The organism is Streptomyces sp. W1SF4, from assembly GCF_003950035.1.
GTDB lineage: Bacteria > Actinomycetota > Actinomycetes > Streptomycetales > Streptomycetaceae > Streptomyces > Streptomyces racemochromogenes.
On record NZ_CP034350.1, the window covers coordinates 3,292,093 to 3,311,393 of the forward strand.

The following is a 19,301-nucleotide window of genomic DNA, read 5'->3' on the forward strand; positions in this document are numbered from 1 at the left end:
CCTCGCTCCTGGCTCCTGGCTCCTGGCTCCTGGCTCCTCGCGCGACCGTAGCCACCCGGCCCACCCGCCGATCGGACCATCACACGAATGAGGGCGAGCCGTCCGCCATTCGCCCGGCGGCCCCGCCCCACCCCCGTGCGTAGGCTTCGAGCCATGCTGATCGCCCGCTCCGCCGCCCTGTTCGCCCTCGCCGCCCTCCTGGAGATCGGGGGCGCCTGGCTGGTGTGGCAAGGCGTACGCGAACACAAGGGCTGGGCCTGGATCGGCGCCGGGGTCATCGCCCTCGGCCTGTACGGATTCGTCGCCACCCTCCAGCCGCAGGGCGACTTCGCCCGCGTCCTCGCGGCCTACGGCGGGGTGTTCGTCGCCGGGTCCCTGCTGTGGGGCGTGGTCGCCGACGGCTACCGGCCCGACCGCTGGGACGTGGCCGGCGCGCTCGTCTGCCTCGCCGGGATGGCCCTGATCATGTACGCGCCGCGCCGCTGACCCGGCCTATGCTGGCGGAGATTCGCCCGTACGAACGACCGAACCGGCGGGCGAACCCGCGACCCGCGGCCCGCGGCCCGCGACCGACCCCACGAGGAGCCCCGCCCATGAGCACGCGCCCGGCCACCCGAACCGCCGTCGTCACCGGCGCGAGCAGCGGAATCGGCGCGGCCACCGCCCGGCAGCTCGCCGCCGCCGGCTACCACGTCGTCCTCACCGCCCGCCGCAAGGACCGCATCGAGGCGCTCGCCGCCGAGATCACCGGGGCCGGCCACGAGGCCACCGCCCACGCCCTCGACGTCACCGACCGCCCCGCCGTCGACGCCTTCGCCGCCTCCCTGGAGCGCTGCGACGTACTCGTCAACAACGCCGGCGGAGCCATCGGCGCCGAGCCCGTCGCCACCGGCGACCCGGCCGACTGGCGCACGATGTACGAGGTCAACGTCATCGGCACCCTCAACCTCACCCAGGCGCTGCTGCCCGCCCTCACCGCCTCCGGCGACGGCACGGTCGTCGTGCTCTCCTCCACCGCCGGCCACGCCACCTACGAGGGCGGCGCGGGCTACGTCGCCGCCAAGAACGGCGCCCGCGTCCTCGCCGAGACCCTGCGCCTGGAGATCGTGGGCCAGCCCGTCCGCGTCATCGAGATCGCGCCCGGCATGGTCAAGACCGAGGAGTTCGCCAAGACCCGCTTCCGCGGCGACGCCACCAAGGCGGAGAAGGTCTACGAGGGCGTCGCGGAGCCCCTCTCCGCCGACGACGTGGCCGACACGATCACCTGGGCGGTGACGCGCCCCAGCCACGTCAACATCGACCTGCTGGTGGTCCGCCCCCGCGCCCAGGCCTCGAACACGAAGGTCCACCGCGAGCTCTAGCCATCAGGGCACCAGCCCGGCACTCCTCAGGTGCGGCATCAGGGCCGCCGGCCTCAGCCCGGCGGCCTTCGCCGCGTCCAGGGCCCGCTGGAGGTCCGCCGCCAGCGTCGGCGTGAAGTGCAGCAGCACGATGTCCCCGGCCTTCAGCTGCGGTGTGGGCGGGGTCTGGCCCCAGGTGGTGAAGTCGTGCGTCCAGGTGACCAGCGCCTTCACCCCGCACGCCTTCGCGGCGAGCCGCACGTCGTCGTTGACCGCCCCGTACGGTGGGCGCAGCAGCTTCGGCGTCTTCCCGAAGGTCTCGGCGATCCGTTCCCCGGCCCCGCACACCTCGGCGTCCTTCCCGGCGGCGTCGAGGGTGGTGAGGTCGGGGTGGTTGACGGTGTGGTTCTCGACGGTGGCCCTGCCCTGGTCGACCAGGCCGGTGAAGTAGGCGGTGTCGTACGAGGTCGCCCCCGGGAGCAGGAACATCGACACCGGCACCCGCTTCTCGGACAGGATCCGGGCGGCCTCGGGGTCGTGGTTCCAGCCGTCGTCGACGGTGATGAAGACGACCTTCTCCTGGGTCGGCACGTGCGACACGACGGGCGGCAGCCCGACCCCCGCCTGAGCGGACCCGGCGGCCCCGAGGGCGAGCGACAACGACGCGAGGGCGGCGACAAGCACACGAGTTCTCCACATGCCGCCACCTTGGTCTAGACCAACTCTCGCCGTCAATTCCCCTCCCCCAAGCGGAAGTTGCCGCCCCGCAGCGCCCTGGGGGGTCACACGGGGTGAATCCGCACGCGTGGCCGGCGGCCCGCGACGCACTCCACCCGGCACGGGCGGCGGCGGCTCGGCCGATCGGCGCCATTTGTGACACCTATCTGATGATCGGACCTCGCGCCTCACGTCGGACGGGCTCCGGCGGGCGAACCATGCGGGGCAGAGGCCGCCAACGCCTCGACGTCAGACCCCCGGTTCCCACGAGGAGCACCACACATGAGTCCTGAGACAAGGACACCGTCCCGCATGGGCCCGCTGCCCCGGCAGAGCAAGTGGCTCGCCGGCGGCGCGGTGGCCACGATGGCCATCGCGATGCTCGGCCTCGCCACCCCCGCACAGGCGGACACCGACGCCCCGGCGTCGGCGACCGTCGCCGCGGCGCCGGCCGGCGAGAAGTGCAAGGGCGACGAGAAGGACAACGACGACTACGAGCCCGAAGTCAAGGGCGCGGCGGCCGACCCCCACAAGGACAAGTGCGTCAAGGTCGGCCCGCCCGGACCCCCCGGACCCCCCGGAGCCCCCGGAGCCCCCGGCCGCGACGGCCGAGACGGCCGAGACGGCCAGCCCGGCGCGCCCGGCCAGCCCGGCACCCCCGGCCCGCCCGGACCCCCCGGAACCAGCGCGTGCGGCAACGACATCGACTCCGTCCTCCCCAACCAGACCGAGGAAATGAGCGTCTTCCTCGTCGACGGCGTCGCATACGGTGGCCACCGGCACGACGACACGACGGGGAACTACATCCGCCAGGACCTCACCAACCCGGCGCAGAACCCCGGCTACCCGGACGCGAGCACGGTCTGCTCCGCGACCCTCTCGGTGCACGGTCCGGCCGCCAACTTCAAGGTCCAGACCACGATCGGCACCGTGTACGAGCTCCAGTGCAACGCCAACGCCCCCGCGGGCAACCTCGACTGCGGTCCCATCACCACGGAACCCCTGGTCCTGAGGCGCTGGAACCAGGTGGTCTTCGTGGACGACCCCGCCGGCCCGTTCGCGGCCAAGAAGAACCTGTCGAAGAGCAGCAAGGCCTCCTGACCCCGTCAGGCCCCCGCTGAGCAACACACGTGTGCCGTGCCCGGATCCCTCCGGGCACGGCACGGTGCGTTCAGCCCGGTCAGCCCTTCACGCAGACGACCGCCTTGAGCTTCGCCACGACCTGCACCAGGTCCGTCTGCTGGTCGATGACCTGCTCGATCGACTTGTACGCACCCGGGATCTCGTCCACCACGCCCGAGTCCTTGCGGCACTCCACGCCCTGCGTCTGCTCCGCCAGGTCCCGCACGGTGTACCGCTTCTTCGCCGCCGTCCGGCTCATCTTCCGGCCCGCGCCGTGCGAGGCGGAGTTGAAGGCCTTCTCGTTCCCGAGCCCCTTCACGATGTACGAGCCCGTGCCCATCGAGCCCGGGATGATCCCGTACTCACCGCTGCCGGCGCGGATCGCGCCCTTCCGGGTGACCAGCAGGTCCATGCCGTCGTACCGCTCCTCCGCCACGTAGTTGTGGTGGCAGCTGATCTCCTGCTCGAAGGAGACCCTCGCCTTGCGGAACTCCTTGCGGACGACCTCCTTGAGCAGGCTCATCATCGCCGCGCGGTTGTACTTCGCGTACTCCTGCGCCCAGAACAGGTCGCTGCGGTACGCGTCCATCTCCGGAGTCGCGGCGAGGAACACCGCGAGGTCCCGGTCGACCAGGTTCTGGTTGTGGGAGAGGCCACGGGCCACACCGATGTGGTGCGCCGCGAGCTCGTTGCCGATGCCGCGGGAGCCCGAGTGCAGCATGAGCCACACCGCACCGGACACGTCAATTGAAACTTCAATGAAATGGTTCCCGGAGCCTAGCGTTCCGGTCTGCCGCAGCGCCCTGTCGCGCCGGAACTTCACCTCGTCCGCCAGGTAGTCGAACCGCTCCCACAGGTCCCCGAACCCCGCCTCCGAGAAGCCGTACAGACGCCCCGGGTCGACCGGGTCGCGGTGCATCCCCGCGCCCACCGGGATGGCCTGCTCGATGCGCGAGCGGAGCTTCGACAGGTCGCCCGGGAGGTCGTTCGCCGTCAGGGACGTCTTGACCGCCGACATGCCGCAGCCGATGTCGACGCCGACCGCCGCCGGGCAGACCGCGTCCTTCATCGCGATGACCGAGCCGACCGTGGCGCCCTTGCCGTAGTGCACGTCCGGCATCACGGCCAGGCCCTTGATCCAGGGCAGTCCGGCCGTGTTCTGGAGCTGCCGCATCGCGCTGTCCTCGACCGACGCCGGATCCGTCCACATCCGGATCGGGACATTGGCCCCGGGTACCTCTACGTACGACATAAGACAACGATCCCCTGAAATCCTCAGAAAAGTATGAATACGCGAAAAGCCGCGCTCATCACCCCAAAGCAGACAGGGAACCGGCGCCGGCACGTGCGTGTGCGATAGACATTGTGTCCATCCGGGCCCAAGTCGCGGCAACGGAATTTCCCGAGGGAGCCAAGGGGAGCCAGTGGACGTGGACCCAATGCCGGTACACCGGACGCCGGTGCGTCGCCGCCGAGTCCTGCCGGGCATCGCGGTGCTCACCGCGCTCGTCGCGGGCGCGACCGGGTGCACCGACGGCAACGGCACGGGGACCAGCGACCCCAAGGGCGGCGGGAGCAGCGCCGCGCCCGCGCAGCCCGGCAAGTACCGCAGCCTGCCCCAGCCCTGCAAGGCCGCCGACGCCAAGCGGCTCAGGGCCATGCTCCCGGCCACCGACTCCCTCACCACCGAGCAGCGCGAACGGCTCTACGCCGGGACCGCGGACCCCTCGTACGACGGAGACCGGCACGTCGGCTGCCGCTGGAACGCGCAGACCCCCGAGGCGAACCTGCTGCTGTCGGTCACCTTCGAGCGCGTGGTCTCGTACGACCGCGCCACGGCGAGCGACGACGACAAGGCCCGCCAGGTGTACGTGCGCCAGCTGACCGCCGCGAAGCTGCCCTTCCCGGGGCCGACGGGGAGCCCCACGCCCGGCGCCGGTAACGGTACGAATACGAGTGGCGGGCCCAGTGCGCCCCCCGCCCCCGCTCCCGGCGGCAGCACCGTGCCTGCGCCGGCCGCCTCCGCTCCCGGTTCCGCTTCGCCGTCCGCGCCGTCCGCACCCGCCTCGCCGGCCTCCCCCAGCGCCGCGCCCGAGCTCGGCTCGCGCGTCCTGGAGGGGCTCGGCAGCGAGGCGTTCCTCGACGACAAGCTCAGCGCGGCCGGCGCCACCGCCGCCCAGGCGCGGACGGTGCGGATCGTGTTCCGCACCTCGAACGTCCTCGTCACCGTCGAGTACAGCGTCCAGCCGTCCGGGCCGGCCTCGGTCCCCCCGAGCGCGGAAACGCAGGACAGGGCGCGCCAGTTGGCGCAGGCCCTGGCCGAGCGTTTCAGCGAGTGACGGCGCCTGTCAGAGGGGGCGTGCACGCCCCACGTGACGGCGCGCACAGCAGCCGGGCGCCCGGTCGGGCTACCGTTGCCCGGGTCCAGCGCCCGCAACGCGCCCCGAAGAAGACCCCGCGTCTGCCCAACGTCTGAAGGAACCATGCACCGATCAGCCTCGCGCCTCACCCGCGTTCTCGCCTGCGCAGCCGTCCCGGTGATCCTCACCGTCGCCGGCTGCTCGTCCGACTCGGACAAGTCCTCGGGTGCCAAGGACTCCGGCAAGAAGACCGAAGCCTCCTCGCCCGCCAAGCCGGGCACGAAGTCCGCGGCCCCGCTGGAGAAGGTGGCCTTCGCGAAGCTGCCCGACCCGTGCAAGGCCGTGGCCGGCAAGAGCATCGACTCGCTCGTGCCCGAGGCGAAGGAGAAGAACGGGACGGCGGCCAAGTCGAACGACCTGGCCAACCGTGCCAGCTGCTCCTGGAACGGCCTCAAGACGGACGGCGCGAAGGGCTCGCAGTACCGCTGGCTCTCCGTCTCCCTGGTCCGCTACGACTCGCACGCCTCGCTCGGCAGCGGCAACAAGCGCGCCGAGGACCAGTACAACAAGCAGATCGAGCTGGCGAAGACCACCGAGGGCGCGCACGACGTCAAGGCCGAGCCGGCCGCCGGGGTCGGCGACGCGGCCACCTCCGTGGTCTTCGGCGTGAAGAAGGACGTCGAGTTCTTCAACAACTCGGTCGTCGTCCGCACCCAGAACGTGGTCGTCACCGTCGACTACAACGGTGCCGCCTACGAGGGCGCCAACGCTCCCGACCAGGGCAAGCTGCTCCAGGACGCGATCAGCGCCGCCAAGGAGACGGTGGCGTCGATCGGCGCGGCCAACACCGGCGAGGGCGCGGCTCCGTCGGGTTCCGCTTCGGCTTCCGCTTCCCCGTCGGCGCAGTCGTAGCGAGAATCCCTCCTACAGGAGGGGGCCTAGGGAACGGGTGACGCGCAGTCACCCGTACGCTGTGCCTGCTTTGGCTCGACAACGGAGGGGGACCGCGGGTGGCCGCGATGCAGCTGACTCGTACGCACCGGATACTCATCGGTGTCGTGGTCGCCGGGGCCGTGGTCATCGCGGCCATCGGTTTCGCGGGTTCTTACGCCGCGGTCCGCGCGCTGGCCCTGAAGAAGGGCTTCGGCAGCTTCTCGCTGGTGTTCCCGATCGGCATCGACGCGGGCATCTGCGTCCTGCTGGCGCTGGACCTGCTGCTGACGTGGATCCGCATCCCCTTCCCCCTGCTGCGCCAGACGGCGTGGCTGCTGACGGCGGCGACGATCGCGTTCAACGGCGCGGCGGCCTGGCCGGATCCGCTGGGCGTGGGCATGCACGCGGTGATCCCGGTGCTGTTCGTGGTGACGGTCGAGGCGGCCCGGCACGCCGTGGGCCGGATCGCGGACATCACCGCGGACCGGCACATGGAGGGCGTGCGGATCACCCGCTGGCTGCTGTCGCCCGTGCCCACCTTCAAGCTGTGGCGCCGGATGAAGCTGTGGGAGCTGCGCTCCTACGAGCAGGCCGTGGGCATGGAGCAGGACCGGCTGATCTACCAGGCGCGGCTCCAGGCCCGGTACGGGCGGGCGTGGCGGCGCAAGGCGCCGGTGGAGGCGCTGATGCCGCTGCGGCTGGCGCGGATCGGCGTGCCGCTGGCGCAGACGGCCCCGGAGGGGCTGGCGGCGGCGGGGATCGACCCGGTGCTGCTGCCCCCGGCGGTCGCGAAGGGTCCGGCCGTCGCCGCCGGGGCGGCGGTGCTCCCGGCCGCGGACGGCCATGCTGCCCCTGCCCTGCCGGCGGCGCCCGCGGCTGCGGAAGGCGCTCCCGCTGCGGTGCCGGCCCAGGCGGCGCCCGCTTCCGGCCCGGCGCCCGTTTCCGGCCCGGCGCCCACCGACGGGTCCGGCGGCGACGCGGCCCCGGAGGTTCCCGAGCAGCGGGAGGGCCGGGACCGGGCCGCGGCGCAGCCCCGGAAGCCCCAGGCCGCCGCGCACGCCCCCGCGCCCTTCGCGGTGGACCCGACGGCCATGCCCGCCGCGCACGACAGCGCCTGGTTCGCGGGGCCGCGGGCGCCGCAGGCGACGTACGAGGGGGACTACAACCCCCAGTACGTCGAGGGCCTGGAGCCGACGCCGGTCATGGCCCCGGCCGGCCCGGAGGAGGAGCCGCTGCCGGAGCAGCTGGAGCCGGTACAGCCCGGGGCCGAGCAGCCCGGGGCCGAGGACGCCGAGGAGGAGAAGTTCGCGGAGGCCGCGTACGAGGTCTTCCGGGCGTACATCGACCGGTACTCCCACTTCCCTGAGCCGGACGAGCTGGACAAGCGCCTCTCCGCGCACCTCGGGCGGACGCACCCGCGCAGCGAGGCCGAGCTCAAGCGGCTGATGCCCGCGCTCAAGCAGCGCTACCAGCGCGACCTGGAGAGCGAGCACATCGCGTAGCGGCAAGGACATGCGGAAGGGCCCGCACCCCCCGAGGGGTGCGGGCCCTTCCGCATGTTCCGGCCGCGCGCCGGATCAGGCGGCGAGCAGCTTGCGCACCCGCTCGGCGCCGACCGCGAGGAGCAGCGTGGGCAGGCGCGGGCCGGTCTCCCGGGTCACGAGCAGGCGGTAGAGCAGGGCGAAGAACTCGCGCTGGGCGACCTTCAGCTCGGGCGTCGGCTTGGCGTCCGGCTCCAGGCCGGCCATGACCTTCGGGACGCCGTAGACGAGGGTGGTGAGCCCGTCCAGGGACCAGTGCGAGTCGAGGCCCTCCAGCAGCAGCCGCAGGGACTCGCGTCCGGCGTCGTCCAGGGAGGACAGCAGCTCGGTGTCGGCGTCCTCGCGGACCAGGGTGCGCTGGTCGGCGGGGACCTGGGTGGTGATCCAGTTCTCGGCGCGGTCCAGGCGCGGCCGTACGTCGTCGAGGGAGGTCAGCGGCTGCGACGGGTCCAGGTCGGAGAGGATGCGCAGGGTCTGCTCGTCGTGCCCGGCGGTGATGTCGACGACCGACGCGAGGGTGCGGTACGGCATCGGACGCGGGGTGCGGGGCAGCTCGTGGGAGGCGACGCGCACGGCGCGGGCGTGCGCGGCGGCGTCGGCCGGCAGCACGGAGCCGTCGGCGACCTTGGCCTCCAGCTTGTCCCACTCGTCGTACAGGCGCTGGATCTCCTGGTCGAAGGCGATCTTGAAGGACTGGTTCGGGCGGCGGCGGGCGTACAGCCAGCGCAGCAGCTGCGGCTCCATGATCTTCAGCGCGTCGGCCGGGGTGGGGACGCCGCCCTTGCTGGAGGACATCTTGGCCATGCCGGAGATGCCGACGAAGGCGTACATCGGGCCGATGGGCTGCTCGCCGCCGAAGAGGCCGACGATCTGGCCGCCGACCTGGAAGGAGGAGCCCGGGGAGGAGTGGTCGACGCCGGAGGGCTCGAAGACGACGCCCTCGTAGGCCCAGCGCATCGGCCAGTCGACCTTCCAGACCAGCTTGCCGCGGTTGAACTCCGAGAGCTTGACGGTCTCGGTGAACTGGTCCTCCGTGCAGACGTAGGTCAGCTCGGTGGTCTCGTCGTCGTACGCGGTGACCTTGGTGAAGTCCTTGTTGCACTCGCCGCAGTACGGCTTGTACGGGAAGTACTCCGCGCCCTCGGCGCTGCCGTCGTCCTCGCCGGCCGCGCCGGAGCCCTCGGCGGCCTCGAGCTCGGCCTCGTCGACCTGCTTCTGCTGGGGCTTCTTGCCGCCCGGCTTCTGCTTGGTGCGGTACTGGGCGAGGACGGCGTCGATGTCCCCGCGGTGCTTCATCGCGAACAGCACCTGCTCGCGGTAGGCGCCGGAGGTGTACTGCTCGGTCTGGCTGATGGGGTCGTACTCGACGCCCAGCTCGGCCAGGGACTCGACCATGGCGGCCTTGAAGTGCTCGGCCCAGTTCGGGTGGGCGGAGCCCTCGGGCGCGGGCACGGCGGTCAGCGGGCGGCCGATGTGCTGGGCGTGGGACTCCTCGGTGACGCCGGGGATGCCCTTGGGGACCTTGCGGTAGCGGTCGTAGTCGTCCCAGGAGATGAGGTGGCGGACCTCGTGGCCCCGGCGGCGGATCTCGTCCGCGACCAGGTGCGGGGTCATGACCTCGCGCAGGTTGCCCAGGTGGATCGGGCCGGAGGGGGAGAGGCCGGACGCGACGACAATTGTTTTGCCCGGGGCCCGGCGCTCCGCCTCGGCGATGACCTCGTCCGCGAAACGGGAGACCCAGTCGGTCTCTGTGCTGCTGCTCTGCGCGCTCTGAGCCACGACACGTCCTTCTATCTCGAATGCTGGCTATGGCCATTCTCCCAGACGGAAGGGGCCGCTCCGGGGTTGCTTCCGCCTGCTGATACGCGCCGCCATATACCGGGAGACGGGCACCCTCCGCGTGGGATACTCGGCACTTGTCGGAACAACCAAGCGCACGCGCACGCGCAACCTCACAGGAACGGCAGCTCATGGCCTCGGTCCCTTCCCTCGCTTCTTCCGTCGAACAGCGCGTCTCGGACGCCCTCGCCTCCGCCCTGCCGGAGGCCGGTGCCGCCGACCCGCTGCTGCGACGTAGCGACCGGGCCGACTTCCAGGCCAACGGCATCCTGGCGCTCGCGAAGAAGGCCAAGGCCAACCCGCGCGAGCTGGCCGCCACCGTCCTGGAGGGGCTGGACAAGGGCGGTGTGATCAAGGACGTCGAGGTCTCCGGCCCCGGCTTCCTCAACATCACCGTCTCCGACGAGGCGATCATCAAGACGCTGGCCGCGCGCGCGGCCGACGACCGGCTGGGCGTGGCGCTCAACGCGTCCGCCGGCACCACGGTGATCGACTACGCGCAGCCGAACGTGGCCAAGGAGATGCACGTCGGCCACCTGCGGTCCGCCGTGATCGGCGCGGCCATGGTGGAGATCCTGGAGTTCACGGGCGAGAAGGTCATCCGCCGCCACCACATCGGCGACTGGGGCACCCAGTTCGGCATGCTCATCCAGTACCTGCTGGAGCACCCGCACGAGCTGGACCACAAGGGCGGGGACGAGGAGGCCTCCGGCGAGGAGGCCATGTCCAACCTCAACCGCCTCTACAAGGCCTCGCGCGCCCTGTTCGACTCCGACGAGGAGTTCAAGACGCGGGCCAGGGCCCGGGTGGTGGACCTCCAGGCGGGCGACCCGCAGACGCTGGAGCTGTGGCAGCGGTTCGTCGACGAGTCGAAGATCTACTTCTACTCGGTCTTCGACAAGCTGGACATGGACATCCAGGACCCCGACGTCGTCGGCGAGTCCGGCTACAACGACATGCTGGTCGAGACGTGCAAGCTGCTGGAGGAGTCGGGCGTCGCCGTCCGCTCCAACGGCGCGCTGTGCGTGTTCTTCGACGAGTACAAGGGCCCGGACGGCAACCCGACCCCGCTGATCGTCCAGAAGTCCGACGGCGGCTTCGGCTACGCCGCGACCGACCTGTCGGCGATCCGCAACCGCGTCACCGACCTGGCGGCCACCAGCCTGATCTACGTGGTGGACGCGCGGCAGGCGCTGCACTTCAAGATGGTCTTCGAGACGGCCCGCCGGGCCGGCTGGCTGAACGACGACGTCAAGGCCGTCCAGCTGGCCTTCGGCACGGTCCTCGGCAAGGACGGCAAGCCGTTCAAGACCCGTGAGGGCGAGACGGTCCGGCTGGTCGACCTGCTGGACGAGGCGGTGGAGCGGGCCGCCGCGGTCGTCCGCGAGAAGGCCCAGGACCTCACGGAGGAGGAGATCGCCGAGCGCGGCGCCCAGGTGGGCATCGGCGCGGTGAAGTACGCGGACCTCTCCACCTCCGCCTCGCGCGACTACAAGTTCGACCTGGACCAGATGGTCTCGCTGACCGGTGACACGTCCGTGTACCTCCAGTACGCGTACGCGCGCATCCAGTCGATCCTGCGCAAGGCGGGCGAGGCCCGGCCGGCCGCCCACCCCGAGCTGGAGCTGACCGCGTCGGAGCGGGCCCTGGGCCTGCACCTGGACGGCTTCGGCGCGCTGGTCGCCGAGGCGGCGCAGGAGTACGCCCCGCACAAGCTGGCGGCGTACCTGTACCAGCTGGCCTCGCTGTACACGACGTTCTACGCCGAGTGCCCGGTGCTCAAGGCCGACACTCCCGAGCAGGTCGAGAACCGCCTGTTCCTGTGCGACCTGACCGCCCGCACCCTGAACAAGGGCATGGCCCTCCTCGGAATCCGGACCCCCGAGAAGCTCTGACGCACCGTCCGGCGGCCCCCGGCGCAACCACCCCGCGCCGGGGGCCGTCGCGCTCTATCGTGGGAGCCGTCCGATCCGAGGAGGAGCCAGGATGACGACCGCGACGCCCTCGCTCGGTGGTTCCGTACCGCCGATGCCCGAGTACACGCCAAAGGCCCTGCGCGCCGCCATAGCGGCCCACGCCCCGGCCCTGCTGGCGGACTTCGACTCCGCCTGGCGGCGGCAGATCTGCGACGCCTACGACATCGGTCCGGTCCCGGCGTTCATGGCCCGCTGGTGGGGCGAGTACGCCCTGGCGCGCGACCCCGAGCTCGACCAGCACGTGGCCGGCCTGGAAGCCCGGGCCGCCGAAGCCACGGACGCCGACGCGGCCCGCAGCCTCCTCGACGCGGCTTCCCGCATCCGCCACAGGCTGCGCGCCCTGGAGCCGGGCGAGTGAGCGAGGAGTTCACCGGGCCGCCGTGGGCGGTGGACTACACCCAGGACGCCGAGAAGTACCGGATCAGCCTGCCCGACGAGGCGCGGGAAGCATGCCGGGAAGCCTCTTCGAACTGCTGACCGCGCGCCACCCGCACCGGGGGGAGAACGTGGAACCCGCGCGGTCCACCGTCCCCCGAGGCCCGCACATCGCGTATTTCGACAGCGACCGCGGATGGATCCGGTTCGCCTCCTGCCCCGTGTGGCCGAGCCGCAGATCGTGGTGGAGGAGATCTTCTGGCAGTAGCCGGTGCGCACCGCCCCGAACACCCCACCCTGACCGCGTCCTGTCATGCCCTCCGTGTTCGACCGGGCAATACCGCTCGGTAGCCTTCCGTTCACGCGGCCCCCCTACGTTCGGCCACGACCGCGCCGAACACCCGAGGGGACATCTCCCGCACATGCGCCGCAGACCGCTGAAGACGCTCACCGTCCTCGCCATAGCCGCCTCCACGGCCGCCGGAACCGCCGCCACGGCGAACTCCGCGCCCCAGCAGAGCGACTCGCGCCAGGACATCCGGAACGTCATCTACCTGCTCGGTGACGGCATGGGCCGCACCCACGTGACGGCCGCCCGCGACCGGTTCATGGGTCCCGGCGGCAAGCTCACCATGGAGACCCTCCCCCACACGGGCGCGGTCGCCACGTACGCCGTCGAGAAGAACAGCGCGAAGCCCGCCCTGGTCACCGACTCGGCCAGCTCCGCCACCGCCTGGGCCTCCGGCGTGAAGACCTACAACGCGGCCATCGGCGTCGACGCGTACGAGAAGAAGGTCGCCACGCTGATGGAGCAGGCCCACGCGGCCGGCTTCGCCACGGGCAACGTCTCCACCGCCGAGGTCACCGACGCCACCCCGGCCGCCCAGTTCAGCCACGCCCTGCTGCGCGGCTGCCAGGGCCCGACCTACTCCGACGCCGCCTGCCTCCCGAAGAAGGAGGACGGCAGCTACGAGCAGGCCCCGGCCGACAAGACCCTGGTCACGCCGATCGCCGAGCAGATCGCCCGCAACGGCACCGCCGACGTCATCCTCGGCGGCGGCCTGGCCCGCTTCGAGCCGGACGACCAGAAGGCCCTCCAGGCCCAGGGCTACCAGGTCCTCGGCAGCTTCGGAGACCCGAAGCTGCCCGCGCAGACCGCCGCGAGCCAGAAGGCCGCCACCAAGGCCGACCTCGACAAGGCGAACGGCAAGAAGGTCATCGGCCTGTTCAACCGCGGCAACCTGACCGTCGAGCACAACAAGGCGGCCCTCCCGGCGGACGCCCCGCAGAAGCAGGAGCCGACCCTCGCGGACATGACCCGCAAGTCGATCCAGCTGCTGAACGAGCGCAAGCAGGGCGGCTCGTACGACCGCGGCAAGTCGAAGAAGGGCTTCTTCCTCCAGGTCGAGGGCGCCCAGATCGACAAGCGCTCGCACGCGAACGACGCCTCGCAGGCCCTCGACGAGATCAAGGCGTTCGACGACGCGGTGAAGGCCGCGTACGAGTTCGCGAAGAAGGACGGCCACACCCTGGTGATCGTCACGGCGGACCACGAGTGCGCCGGCTTCAACATCATCGAGAAGGGCACGTACACCAACGCCGAGGCCGTCGCGCCCCCGTCCAACACGGACGGCGGCAACCCCGCCAACAACAGCGTCCCCTCGCGTTCCTCCTCGGGCGCCAAGGACCCGGCCCGCTCCAGCGGCATCGTGAACGGCACGGGCTCCGGTGACGCGAAGAACTTCGGCCCGGCCACCTTCCGCACGCCCGACGACCCGGCGGGCGTCAAGGACGGCAGCCCCGAGGCCAGCCTGTGGCTGACCTACCTGTCGGGCAACCACACCGGCGCCGACGTCCCGATCTACGCCTACGGCCCGAACGGCGGCGCGTTCGCCGCGAGCCAGAACAACACCGAGCTGTACGGCAAGATGTACCGCTCGCTGTTCGGCCGCTCCCCGCAGCAGCACTGATACCCGGCGGCCGGGGCCCGGGGGCGCACTCCCCCGGGCCCCGGCCGCCGTCTTTCCTCCCCCGGTCTCCAGGAGCACCCCCGATGACGCTGACCCACCTCCCCCGCGCGGCGGCCGCCGCCACGGCCGTCGCCGCCCTGCTCGCGCTCGCCACGGGCTGCTCGGACGCCGGAGCCCGGCCGGAGACGGCGAAGGACCCGGTCCCGGCCGCCTCCCCGGTGGCCCTGCCGGCGCCCCGCAGCGCGCCCTCCCCGCAGGCCGTCCTCAGCCCGGCGCCGGCGGCGGGGGAAGTCCGCGTCCAGCAGGGCCCGTTCACGGACCGCGTCCAGCTGACCGGCCTGCGCCTGACGGCCTCCCCGTCGTCGGTCACCGGTCACATCGCGATCAGCTCCGACATCAGCGACACCCTGGCCCTGGAGATCACCGCCGCCTACTACGACGCGGACGGCCGCCTGCTGGGCACGGGCTCCTTCCACCACCAGGAGGAGGGCGAGGAGGCCCACGCCGGGCACGCCCCGGCGCAGCAGCACGCCGAGGGCCCGCGCGCGGCCGGCGCCGGCATCGACTTCACCGTCCCCGCCGACGGCCTGACGGGCACCCCGGCGAGCGCGGTCCTGACGATCCCGGTACTGGTCAACGAGTAGTCACCCGTACGGACCGATTCCGGGCGGTGGGGCCGGGTAGGGGACGCCCCGTCCAGCCCCAGCACCACCGACGGAGGCATCCGTGCCCGACATGAACGGCCCCTACAAGCCCGGCACCCCGTGCTGGATCGACCTGATGGTCCCCGACCAGCAGGCCGCGATCGACTTCTACAGCGACCTCTTCGGCTGGCAGGGCGAGGTCGGCCCGCCGGAGACGGGCGGCTACGCCGTCTGCACCCTCAAGGGCAAGCCGGTCGCCGGGATCATGAAGGCGATGAACCCGGACGGCACGGTGCCCGACCCGCTGCCGCCGACGGTGTGGACGACGTACCTGTCCACGGACAGCATCGACGCGACGGTCAAGTCCGTCACGGACGCGGGCGGCACGGTCATGATGGGCCCGATGGACGTCATGGACCTCGGCCGGATGGCCGTGATCGCCGACCCGGCGGGCGCGGTCGTCGGCCTGTGGCAGCCGGGCACGTTCGACGGGGCCGGCATCGTCAACGAGCACGGCGCGCTGATCTGGAACGAGCTCACCACCCCGGACCTGGCGAAGGCGTCGGCGTTCTACTCCTCCATCCTGCCCGTCACGACCACGGAGTCGGAGATGGAAGGCGCCGAGGGGTACGTCGAGTTCAAGGTCAACGACCGCGCGGTCGGCGGGATGATGGACATGAGCAAGATGCCGCCGGGCGTGCCGCCGCACTGGCAGCCGTACTTCCACGTGGACAGCGTGGACGACGTCCAGGCGGCCGCCGTCCGCGCGGGCGCCACCGTCCTGGCCCCGGCGTTCGACATGGTCGCGGGCCGCATGGCGGTCCTGGCCGACCCCCAGGGCGGGGCCTTCTCCATCATCACGGCGTCGATGCAGGAGGACCCGGCCTAGGGTCCGTCCCCAGGCTGTGGACAACCCGTGCGCGCCGCCCTCCTCCCGTCCCGGCGGGCCGCGCGCGCGGCGGGGGCGTCAGTAGTGGTAGCGGGCCTGCGCGACTTCCACGGCACCGTCCCTGACGCGGTACACGAGCCGGTGCTCGTCGGTGATCCTCCGGGACCACCAGCCGGACAGGTTCTCCTTGAGCGGCTCCGGTTTTCCCGCGCCCTCGAACGGCGTGCGCTGGATTTCCTTGATCAGGCGGTTGACCCTCTTTAGGATCTTCGGGTCGGCCGTCGCCCAGTACGTGTACTGGTCCCAGGCCCGTCCCGAGAAGACGACCTTCAAGGGGCGGACCCCTCGGCTTCGGGCTCGTCCTCGTCCTCGCCGATCAGCTCCCGGGCCTGGCCGTGGCCGGCGTCCAGCTCCGCGATGGACTCCATCAGGATCTGCGCGTTGCGCGGCGAGCGCAGCAGGTAGACGGTCTCCTGCCAGGACCGGAAGTCCTCGGCGGACATGATCACGACGTCGCCGTGCTCCCTGGAAGTGACCTCTATGGGCACGTGATCCTCGTTGACCTGCCGGATCAGCGGGTAGAAACGCTGCCGGGCCTCGTTGGCCGAGATCGGCACGGGCTCACCTCCCAGTGCGGAGTCGTACGGAATTACCGTACCAGTCAGCGCTTCCGGAGGCGCTGCCACCAGCGGCACGGGCAGGCCCCCAGGCTGTGGGTAACCGCTCCCCGGCCCGCCGCCCTCCGCGTGGCCGGACCGGGTCGGCGGCCGCGGGCCCACACGGCCCCTCAGTCGGACGGCTGCCACCACCTGCGGGAGCCGCCGTGCTGCTCCCGCAGCTCGGCGGCTGCCCCGCGGGCCGTCGTCTCCTGGGCGGTGTCGCCGACCGCCGCGTGGAGGTCCGCCGCCCGCTCCAGCGCGTCCGCCGCCTCGGCATGGCGTTCCAGGGCGTACAGCGCGAAGCCCAGGCCTCCGAGCGCGGCCGCCTGCTCGGCCCGGTGCCCGGAGGCCGCGAAGAAGGCGCCGGCCCGCTCGTGGTTCTCCCGCGCCTCCTCCCACCGCCCGGTGCGCCCATGGATCAGTGCGAGGTTGTTCAGGATCTGCCCTTGCGGGTAGGGCTCGTCCGTTTCCGTGAAGATCTCGAGCGCCTCTCCGTACCGCGCCTCGGCCTCCTCGTCCCGGTCCAGCGCGCGCAACGCGTCGGCGAGGCGGTTCAAGGTGCCGGCCTCCTGCCGGCGGTTGCCGAACTCCCGCTGCGTGACCAGGGCCTCCCGTCTGGCGGCCACGGAGTCCTCGTGCTGTCCGGCCAGCCACAGCGCGTCCGCGAGGGAGTTCCTCGCGGCCGCCTCCCGATGGCGGTCCCCGAGCCCTCCCATGATCGAGACGACCTGGCGGTGCAGGGCGATGGACTCGTCCAGCCGTTCCAACCGCTCGAAGACCTCGGCCAGACTGGCCAGGACGGTGCCCTCCGCATGTCGGATGCCCAGCTCGCGGAAGATCTTCAGGGATTCCCAGAGGCGCCCCTCCGCCTCGATCCAGCGATTCCTCGCCATGTACACGGTGCCCAACGTGTGCAGGGCCTTCCCCTCCCCCATCCGCAGGGAGTTCTGCCGGAAGATCTCCAGCGCCCGGGTCAGGGCCCCCGTCGCCTCGTCCAGCTGGTCGGCGCCGACGTACGCGAGGCCGAGGTCGTACAGACGCGCACCGATCTGTTCGGCGTGCCCCGTCGGCTCGGCGACCGTGAGCATTCCCTGCGCCACCAGTACCGCGTCCTGCCGGTACCGGTAAATCTGGAGGTAGGGGATCAGCCTCCGGCCGAGTTCCCCTGCGAGCTCCGGCCGTCCCTCGTCCCCGGCGAAGCCCACGGCTGCGACCAGCATGGCCCGTTCCGTGCTGAGCCAGTCCAGCGCCTGTGCCACCGAGGGGAGTCCGGGCCCCGGGGCCACCGGGGCGCCGTCCACGCCGAGGACCCGCGTCGCCTTCCCGGTATCCAGGCAGAGGCTCCCCAGCAGGGCGTCGACCGCCTCCTCCCGGCCGTCCTCGGCCGCGCATTCCTCGCCGCGCTCCCGCGCGTACAGCCGGACCAGGTCGTGCATGCGCCAGCGGCCCGAGCCGACCGGCTCCTCCGACAGGAGGGAGGCGCGTACGAGAGCCGCGAGCTTCCGGCGGAGGTCGACGGGCTCCTCGCCCGTCAGCAGTGCCGCGTACGCCGTGCCGCAGTCCGGGCCCGGGTTCACCGTCAGCAGGCGGAAGGCGCGGGCCTGGTCCTCCGGGAGGCGCCCGTACGAGAGGTCGAAGGCAGCCCGGACGCCGTCGTCCAGCTCCGAGTCCAGGGTGGACAGCCGGGTGCGGGCGTCGGCCAGCTGGGCTGCCAGTTGCGTTACGGGGAGGCCCGGGTCGCCCGCAAGCAGCGCCCCGGCCACCGTGAGGGCCAGCGGCAGCCGCCCGCACTGTTCCGCGACCGAGGCGAGGGCGTCCGGTTCCGCCGCCGGGCGGGGGTCCTGCGGCCAGGTGCGCAGTACCGCCCTGGTGAGGAGTTCGGCGGCGGGGTCGGGCGCCAGCTCGTCCAGGGGTACGACGCGTGCGGGGAAGTCCCGGTGCACGAGCCGGTGCCGGGAGGTGATGAGCAGGCGGTGTCCGGGGTGCGCCGGTACGAGGTCGCGGACCTGGGCCACCTCGGCCGCGTCGTCGGCGACGACCAGCACCCGGTGTCCCGCCCGGGCGGATTCCGCCAGTAGCCCCCGGTACAGCGCCGCCCGGCCGTCCGGGGACCCCGGCATGTCCGCGTCCCGGATCCCGAGCAGCCGCAGCATCTCCCGCACCGCGTCGGGACCGCTCACCCCGCCGCCGGCGGCGTAGCCGCGCAGGCGCAGGAAGAACACCCGGTCCCCGAACCAGCCCCGTTCCGCCGCCCCGTGCGCCGTCGCGACGGCGAGGGCGCTCTTGCCGACCCCGGCCAGGCCGGAGACCACGGCGACCGTGGGCCCGCCGTCGGCGAGGAGGCCCAGCAGTTCCTCCGCCGGCCCGTCCCGCCCGACCAGCACGGCCGGCGCCTCGGGCAGTCCGAGCCCGGCCCGGGGTACGGGGCCGGCTCCGGCGGCGTAGTTGATCTGGTCGCCGCCGATCTGGGTGATCCGGGCATGGCCGCTCGCCCGGGCGTGCTGCTCAGCGCCGCTCACGAGGACGGCTCCTCGGCCTCACCGCCGCCGCGCTGCTGGATGCGGGAGTCGCCGTCGGCGCGGGCGTGCTGGTTGACCCCGCCGGGGGCGGTGCCGCCGCCGTGCTGGGTGATCTGCGAGGTGCCGGAGGCGCGGGCGCGCTGGTTGAGGGAGTTGCCGCCGGAGCCGCCGGCCCACCAGCCGACGGCCAGGGCGATGACGGCGGCCATGGCCCCGGCGAACGCGCCCGCGACGGAGATCCGGTCGGAGTCCTTCTCGGGGAACCAGCCGAAGGGGTCCCACTGCCCGAACCCGAAGGCGATCAGGAACCCGATCCCGGTGGCCACGACCACCACAACCCACCGCCACGGACGCGACATTGATCCCCCTCCGGCCGTCTGCTCCGATCAGTCGAAGCTAGCAGCCGGCGGAGGGGAA

Annotated in this window: 19 protein-coding genes; 12 read left to right on the forward strand and 7 right to left on the reverse strand. The window is 72.2% G+C overall.

What is annotated here, in order from left to right; all coding sequences use genetic code 11:
• Positions 1-153: 153 nt before the first annotated feature.
• A complete protein-coding gene (locus D1J60_RS15180; protein ID WP_125603198.1) occupies positions 154-486 on the forward strand; it encodes a YnfA family protein in 333 nt (110 codons plus the stop codon).
• A 107-nt stretch (positions 487-593) separates the two neighbouring features.
• Positions 594-1,361 carry an SDR family oxidoreductase gene (locus tag D1J60_RS15185; RefSeq protein ID WP_125603199.1) on the forward strand — a complete coding sequence of 256 codons (768 nt, stop codon included), beginning with the start codon at positions 594-596 and terminating at the stop codon, positions 1,359-1,361.
• Between the two features lie 3 nt (positions 1,362-1,364).
• Here the strand turns inward: D1J60_RS15185 and D1J60_RS15190 are convergent, their stop codons facing one another.
• On the reverse strand, positions 1,365-2,039 hold the full coding sequence (locus D1J60_RS15190) for a polysaccharide deacetylase family protein (protein WP_125821461.1): 675 nt from the start codon (positions 2,037-2,039) through the stop codon (positions 1,365-1,367).
• A gap of 300 nt (positions 2,040-2,339) precedes the next feature.
• Between D1J60_RS15190 and D1J60_RS37265 the strand changes: the two genes are divergently transcribed.
• A complete protein-coding gene (locus tag D1J60_RS37265; protein WP_164720903.1) occupies positions 2,340-3,158 on the forward strand; it encodes a hypothetical protein in 819 nt (272 codons plus the stop codon).
• Between the two features lie 79 nt (positions 3,159-3,237).
• Here D1J60_RS37265 and D1J60_RS15205 read toward each other — a convergent pair whose 3' ends face one another.
• Positions 3,238-4,431: an RtcB family protein gene (locus D1J60_RS15205; RefSeq protein WP_125821462.1), complete on the reverse strand. Its 1,194-nt coding sequence runs from the start codon at positions 4,429-4,431 to the stop codon at positions 3,238-3,240.
• Positions 4,432-4,639: 208 nt separating this feature from the next.
• Between D1J60_RS15205 and D1J60_RS15210 the strand changes: the two genes are divergently transcribed.
• The 3 genes from D1J60_RS15210 to D1J60_RS15220 all read left to right on the forward strand — a co-directional run bounded on the left by D1J60_RS15210 (position 4,640) and on the right by D1J60_RS15220 (position 7,974).
• The gene (locus tag D1J60_RS15210) at positions 4,640-5,518 is read left to right on the forward strand and encodes a DUF3558 domain-containing protein (RefSeq protein WP_125821463.1); all 879 of its coding nucleotides are present in this window, start codon (positions 4,640-4,642) and stop codon (positions 5,516-5,518) included.
• Between the two features lie 144 nt (positions 5,519-5,662).
• Complete coding sequence (locus tag D1J60_RS15215) at positions 5,663-6,451, forward strand: DUF3558 domain-containing protein (protein ID WP_125596256.1); 789 nt, start codon at positions 5,663-5,665, stop codon at positions 6,449-6,451.
• Between the two features lie 107 nt (positions 6,452-6,558).
• Complete coding sequence (locus D1J60_RS15220) at positions 6,559-7,974, forward strand: DUF2637 domain-containing protein (protein WP_125821464.1); 1,416 nt, start codon at positions 6,559-6,561, stop codon at positions 7,972-7,974.
• 75 nt (positions 7,975-8,049) lie between these two features.
• Here the strand turns inward: D1J60_RS15220 and lysS are convergent, their stop codons facing one another.
• Positions 8,050-9,792, reverse strand: a complete 1,743-nt coding sequence (lysS, locus tag D1J60_RS15225) for a lysine--tRNA ligase (RefSeq protein WP_125821465.1) — start codon at positions 9,790-9,792, stop codon at positions 8,050-8,052.
• A 191-nt stretch (positions 9,793-9,983) separates the two neighbouring features.
• On the opposite strand from lysS, the gene argS reads away from it, so the two are divergent.
• The 6 genes from argS to D1J60_RS15250 all read left to right on the forward strand — a co-directional run bounded on the left by argS (position 9,984) and on the right by D1J60_RS15250 (position 15,706).
• Entirely contained in the window at positions 9,984-11,747 is a 1,764-nt protein-coding gene (gene argS, locus D1J60_RS15230; protein ID WP_125821466.1) for an arginine--tRNA ligase, read from the forward strand.
• 91 nt (positions 11,748-11,838) lie between these two features.
• Entirely contained in the window at positions 11,839-12,186 is a 348-nt protein-coding gene (locus D1J60_RS15235) for a DUF6247 family protein (protein WP_125821467.1), read from the forward strand.
• Positions 12,183-12,305 (forward strand): hypothetical protein, encoded by a 123-nt coding sequence (locus tag D1J60_RS38650; RefSeq protein WP_277607498.1) that lies wholly within the window; start codon positions 12,183-12,185, stop codon positions 12,303-12,305. The genes D1J60_RS15235 and D1J60_RS38650 overlap by 4 nt, the downstream gene beginning before the upstream one ends.
• Before the next feature lie 320 nt (positions 12,306-12,625).
• Positions 12,626-14,173 carry an alkaline phosphatase gene (locus D1J60_RS15240; protein WP_125821468.1) on the forward strand — a complete coding sequence of 516 codons (1,548 nt, stop codon included), beginning with the start codon at positions 12,626-12,628 and terminating at the stop codon, positions 14,171-14,173.
• Between the two features lie 83 nt (positions 14,174-14,256).
• The gene (locus D1J60_RS15245) at positions 14,257-14,817 is read left to right on the forward strand and encodes a hypothetical protein (protein ID WP_125821469.1); all 561 of its coding nucleotides are present in this window, start codon (positions 14,257-14,259) and stop codon (positions 14,815-14,817) included.
• Positions 14,818-14,908: 91 nt separating this feature from the next.
• Positions 14,909-15,706 carry a VOC family protein gene (locus D1J60_RS15250; RefSeq protein ID WP_125824045.1) on the forward strand — a complete coding sequence of 266 codons (798 nt, stop codon included), beginning with the start codon at positions 14,909-14,911 and terminating at the stop codon, positions 15,704-15,706.
• 78 nt (positions 15,707-15,784) lie between these two features.
• Here the strand turns inward: D1J60_RS15250 and D1J60_RS15255 are convergent, their stop codons facing one another.
• The 4 genes from D1J60_RS15255 to D1J60_RS15270 all read right to left on the reverse strand — a co-directional run bounded on the left by D1J60_RS15255 (position 15,785) and on the right by D1J60_RS15270 (position 19,243).
• Complete coding sequence (locus D1J60_RS15255; protein ID WP_125821470.1) at positions 15,785-16,039, reverse strand: Txe/YoeB family addiction module toxin; 255 nt, start codon at positions 16,037-16,039, stop codon at positions 15,785-15,787.
• Positions 16,036-16,323, reverse strand: a complete 288-nt coding sequence (locus D1J60_RS15260; protein WP_206436530.1) for a type II toxin-antitoxin system prevent-host-death family antitoxin — start codon at positions 16,321-16,323, stop codon at positions 16,036-16,038. Before D1J60_RS15260 ends, D1J60_RS15255 begins: the two co-directional genes overlap by 4 nt.
• A 170-nt stretch (positions 16,324-16,493) precedes the next feature.
• Positions 16,494-18,884 carry a tetratricopeptide repeat protein gene (locus tag D1J60_RS15265; RefSeq protein WP_125821471.1) on the reverse strand — a complete coding sequence of 797 codons (2,391 nt, stop codon included), beginning with the start codon at positions 18,882-18,884 and terminating at the stop codon, positions 16,494-16,496.
• A complete protein-coding gene (locus D1J60_RS15270; RefSeq protein ID WP_125821472.1) occupies positions 18,881-19,243 on the reverse strand; it encodes a hypothetical protein in 363 nt (120 codons plus the stop codon). Before D1J60_RS15270 ends, D1J60_RS15265 begins: the two co-directional genes overlap by 4 nt.
• Positions 19,244-19,301 lie beyond the last annotated feature (58 nt).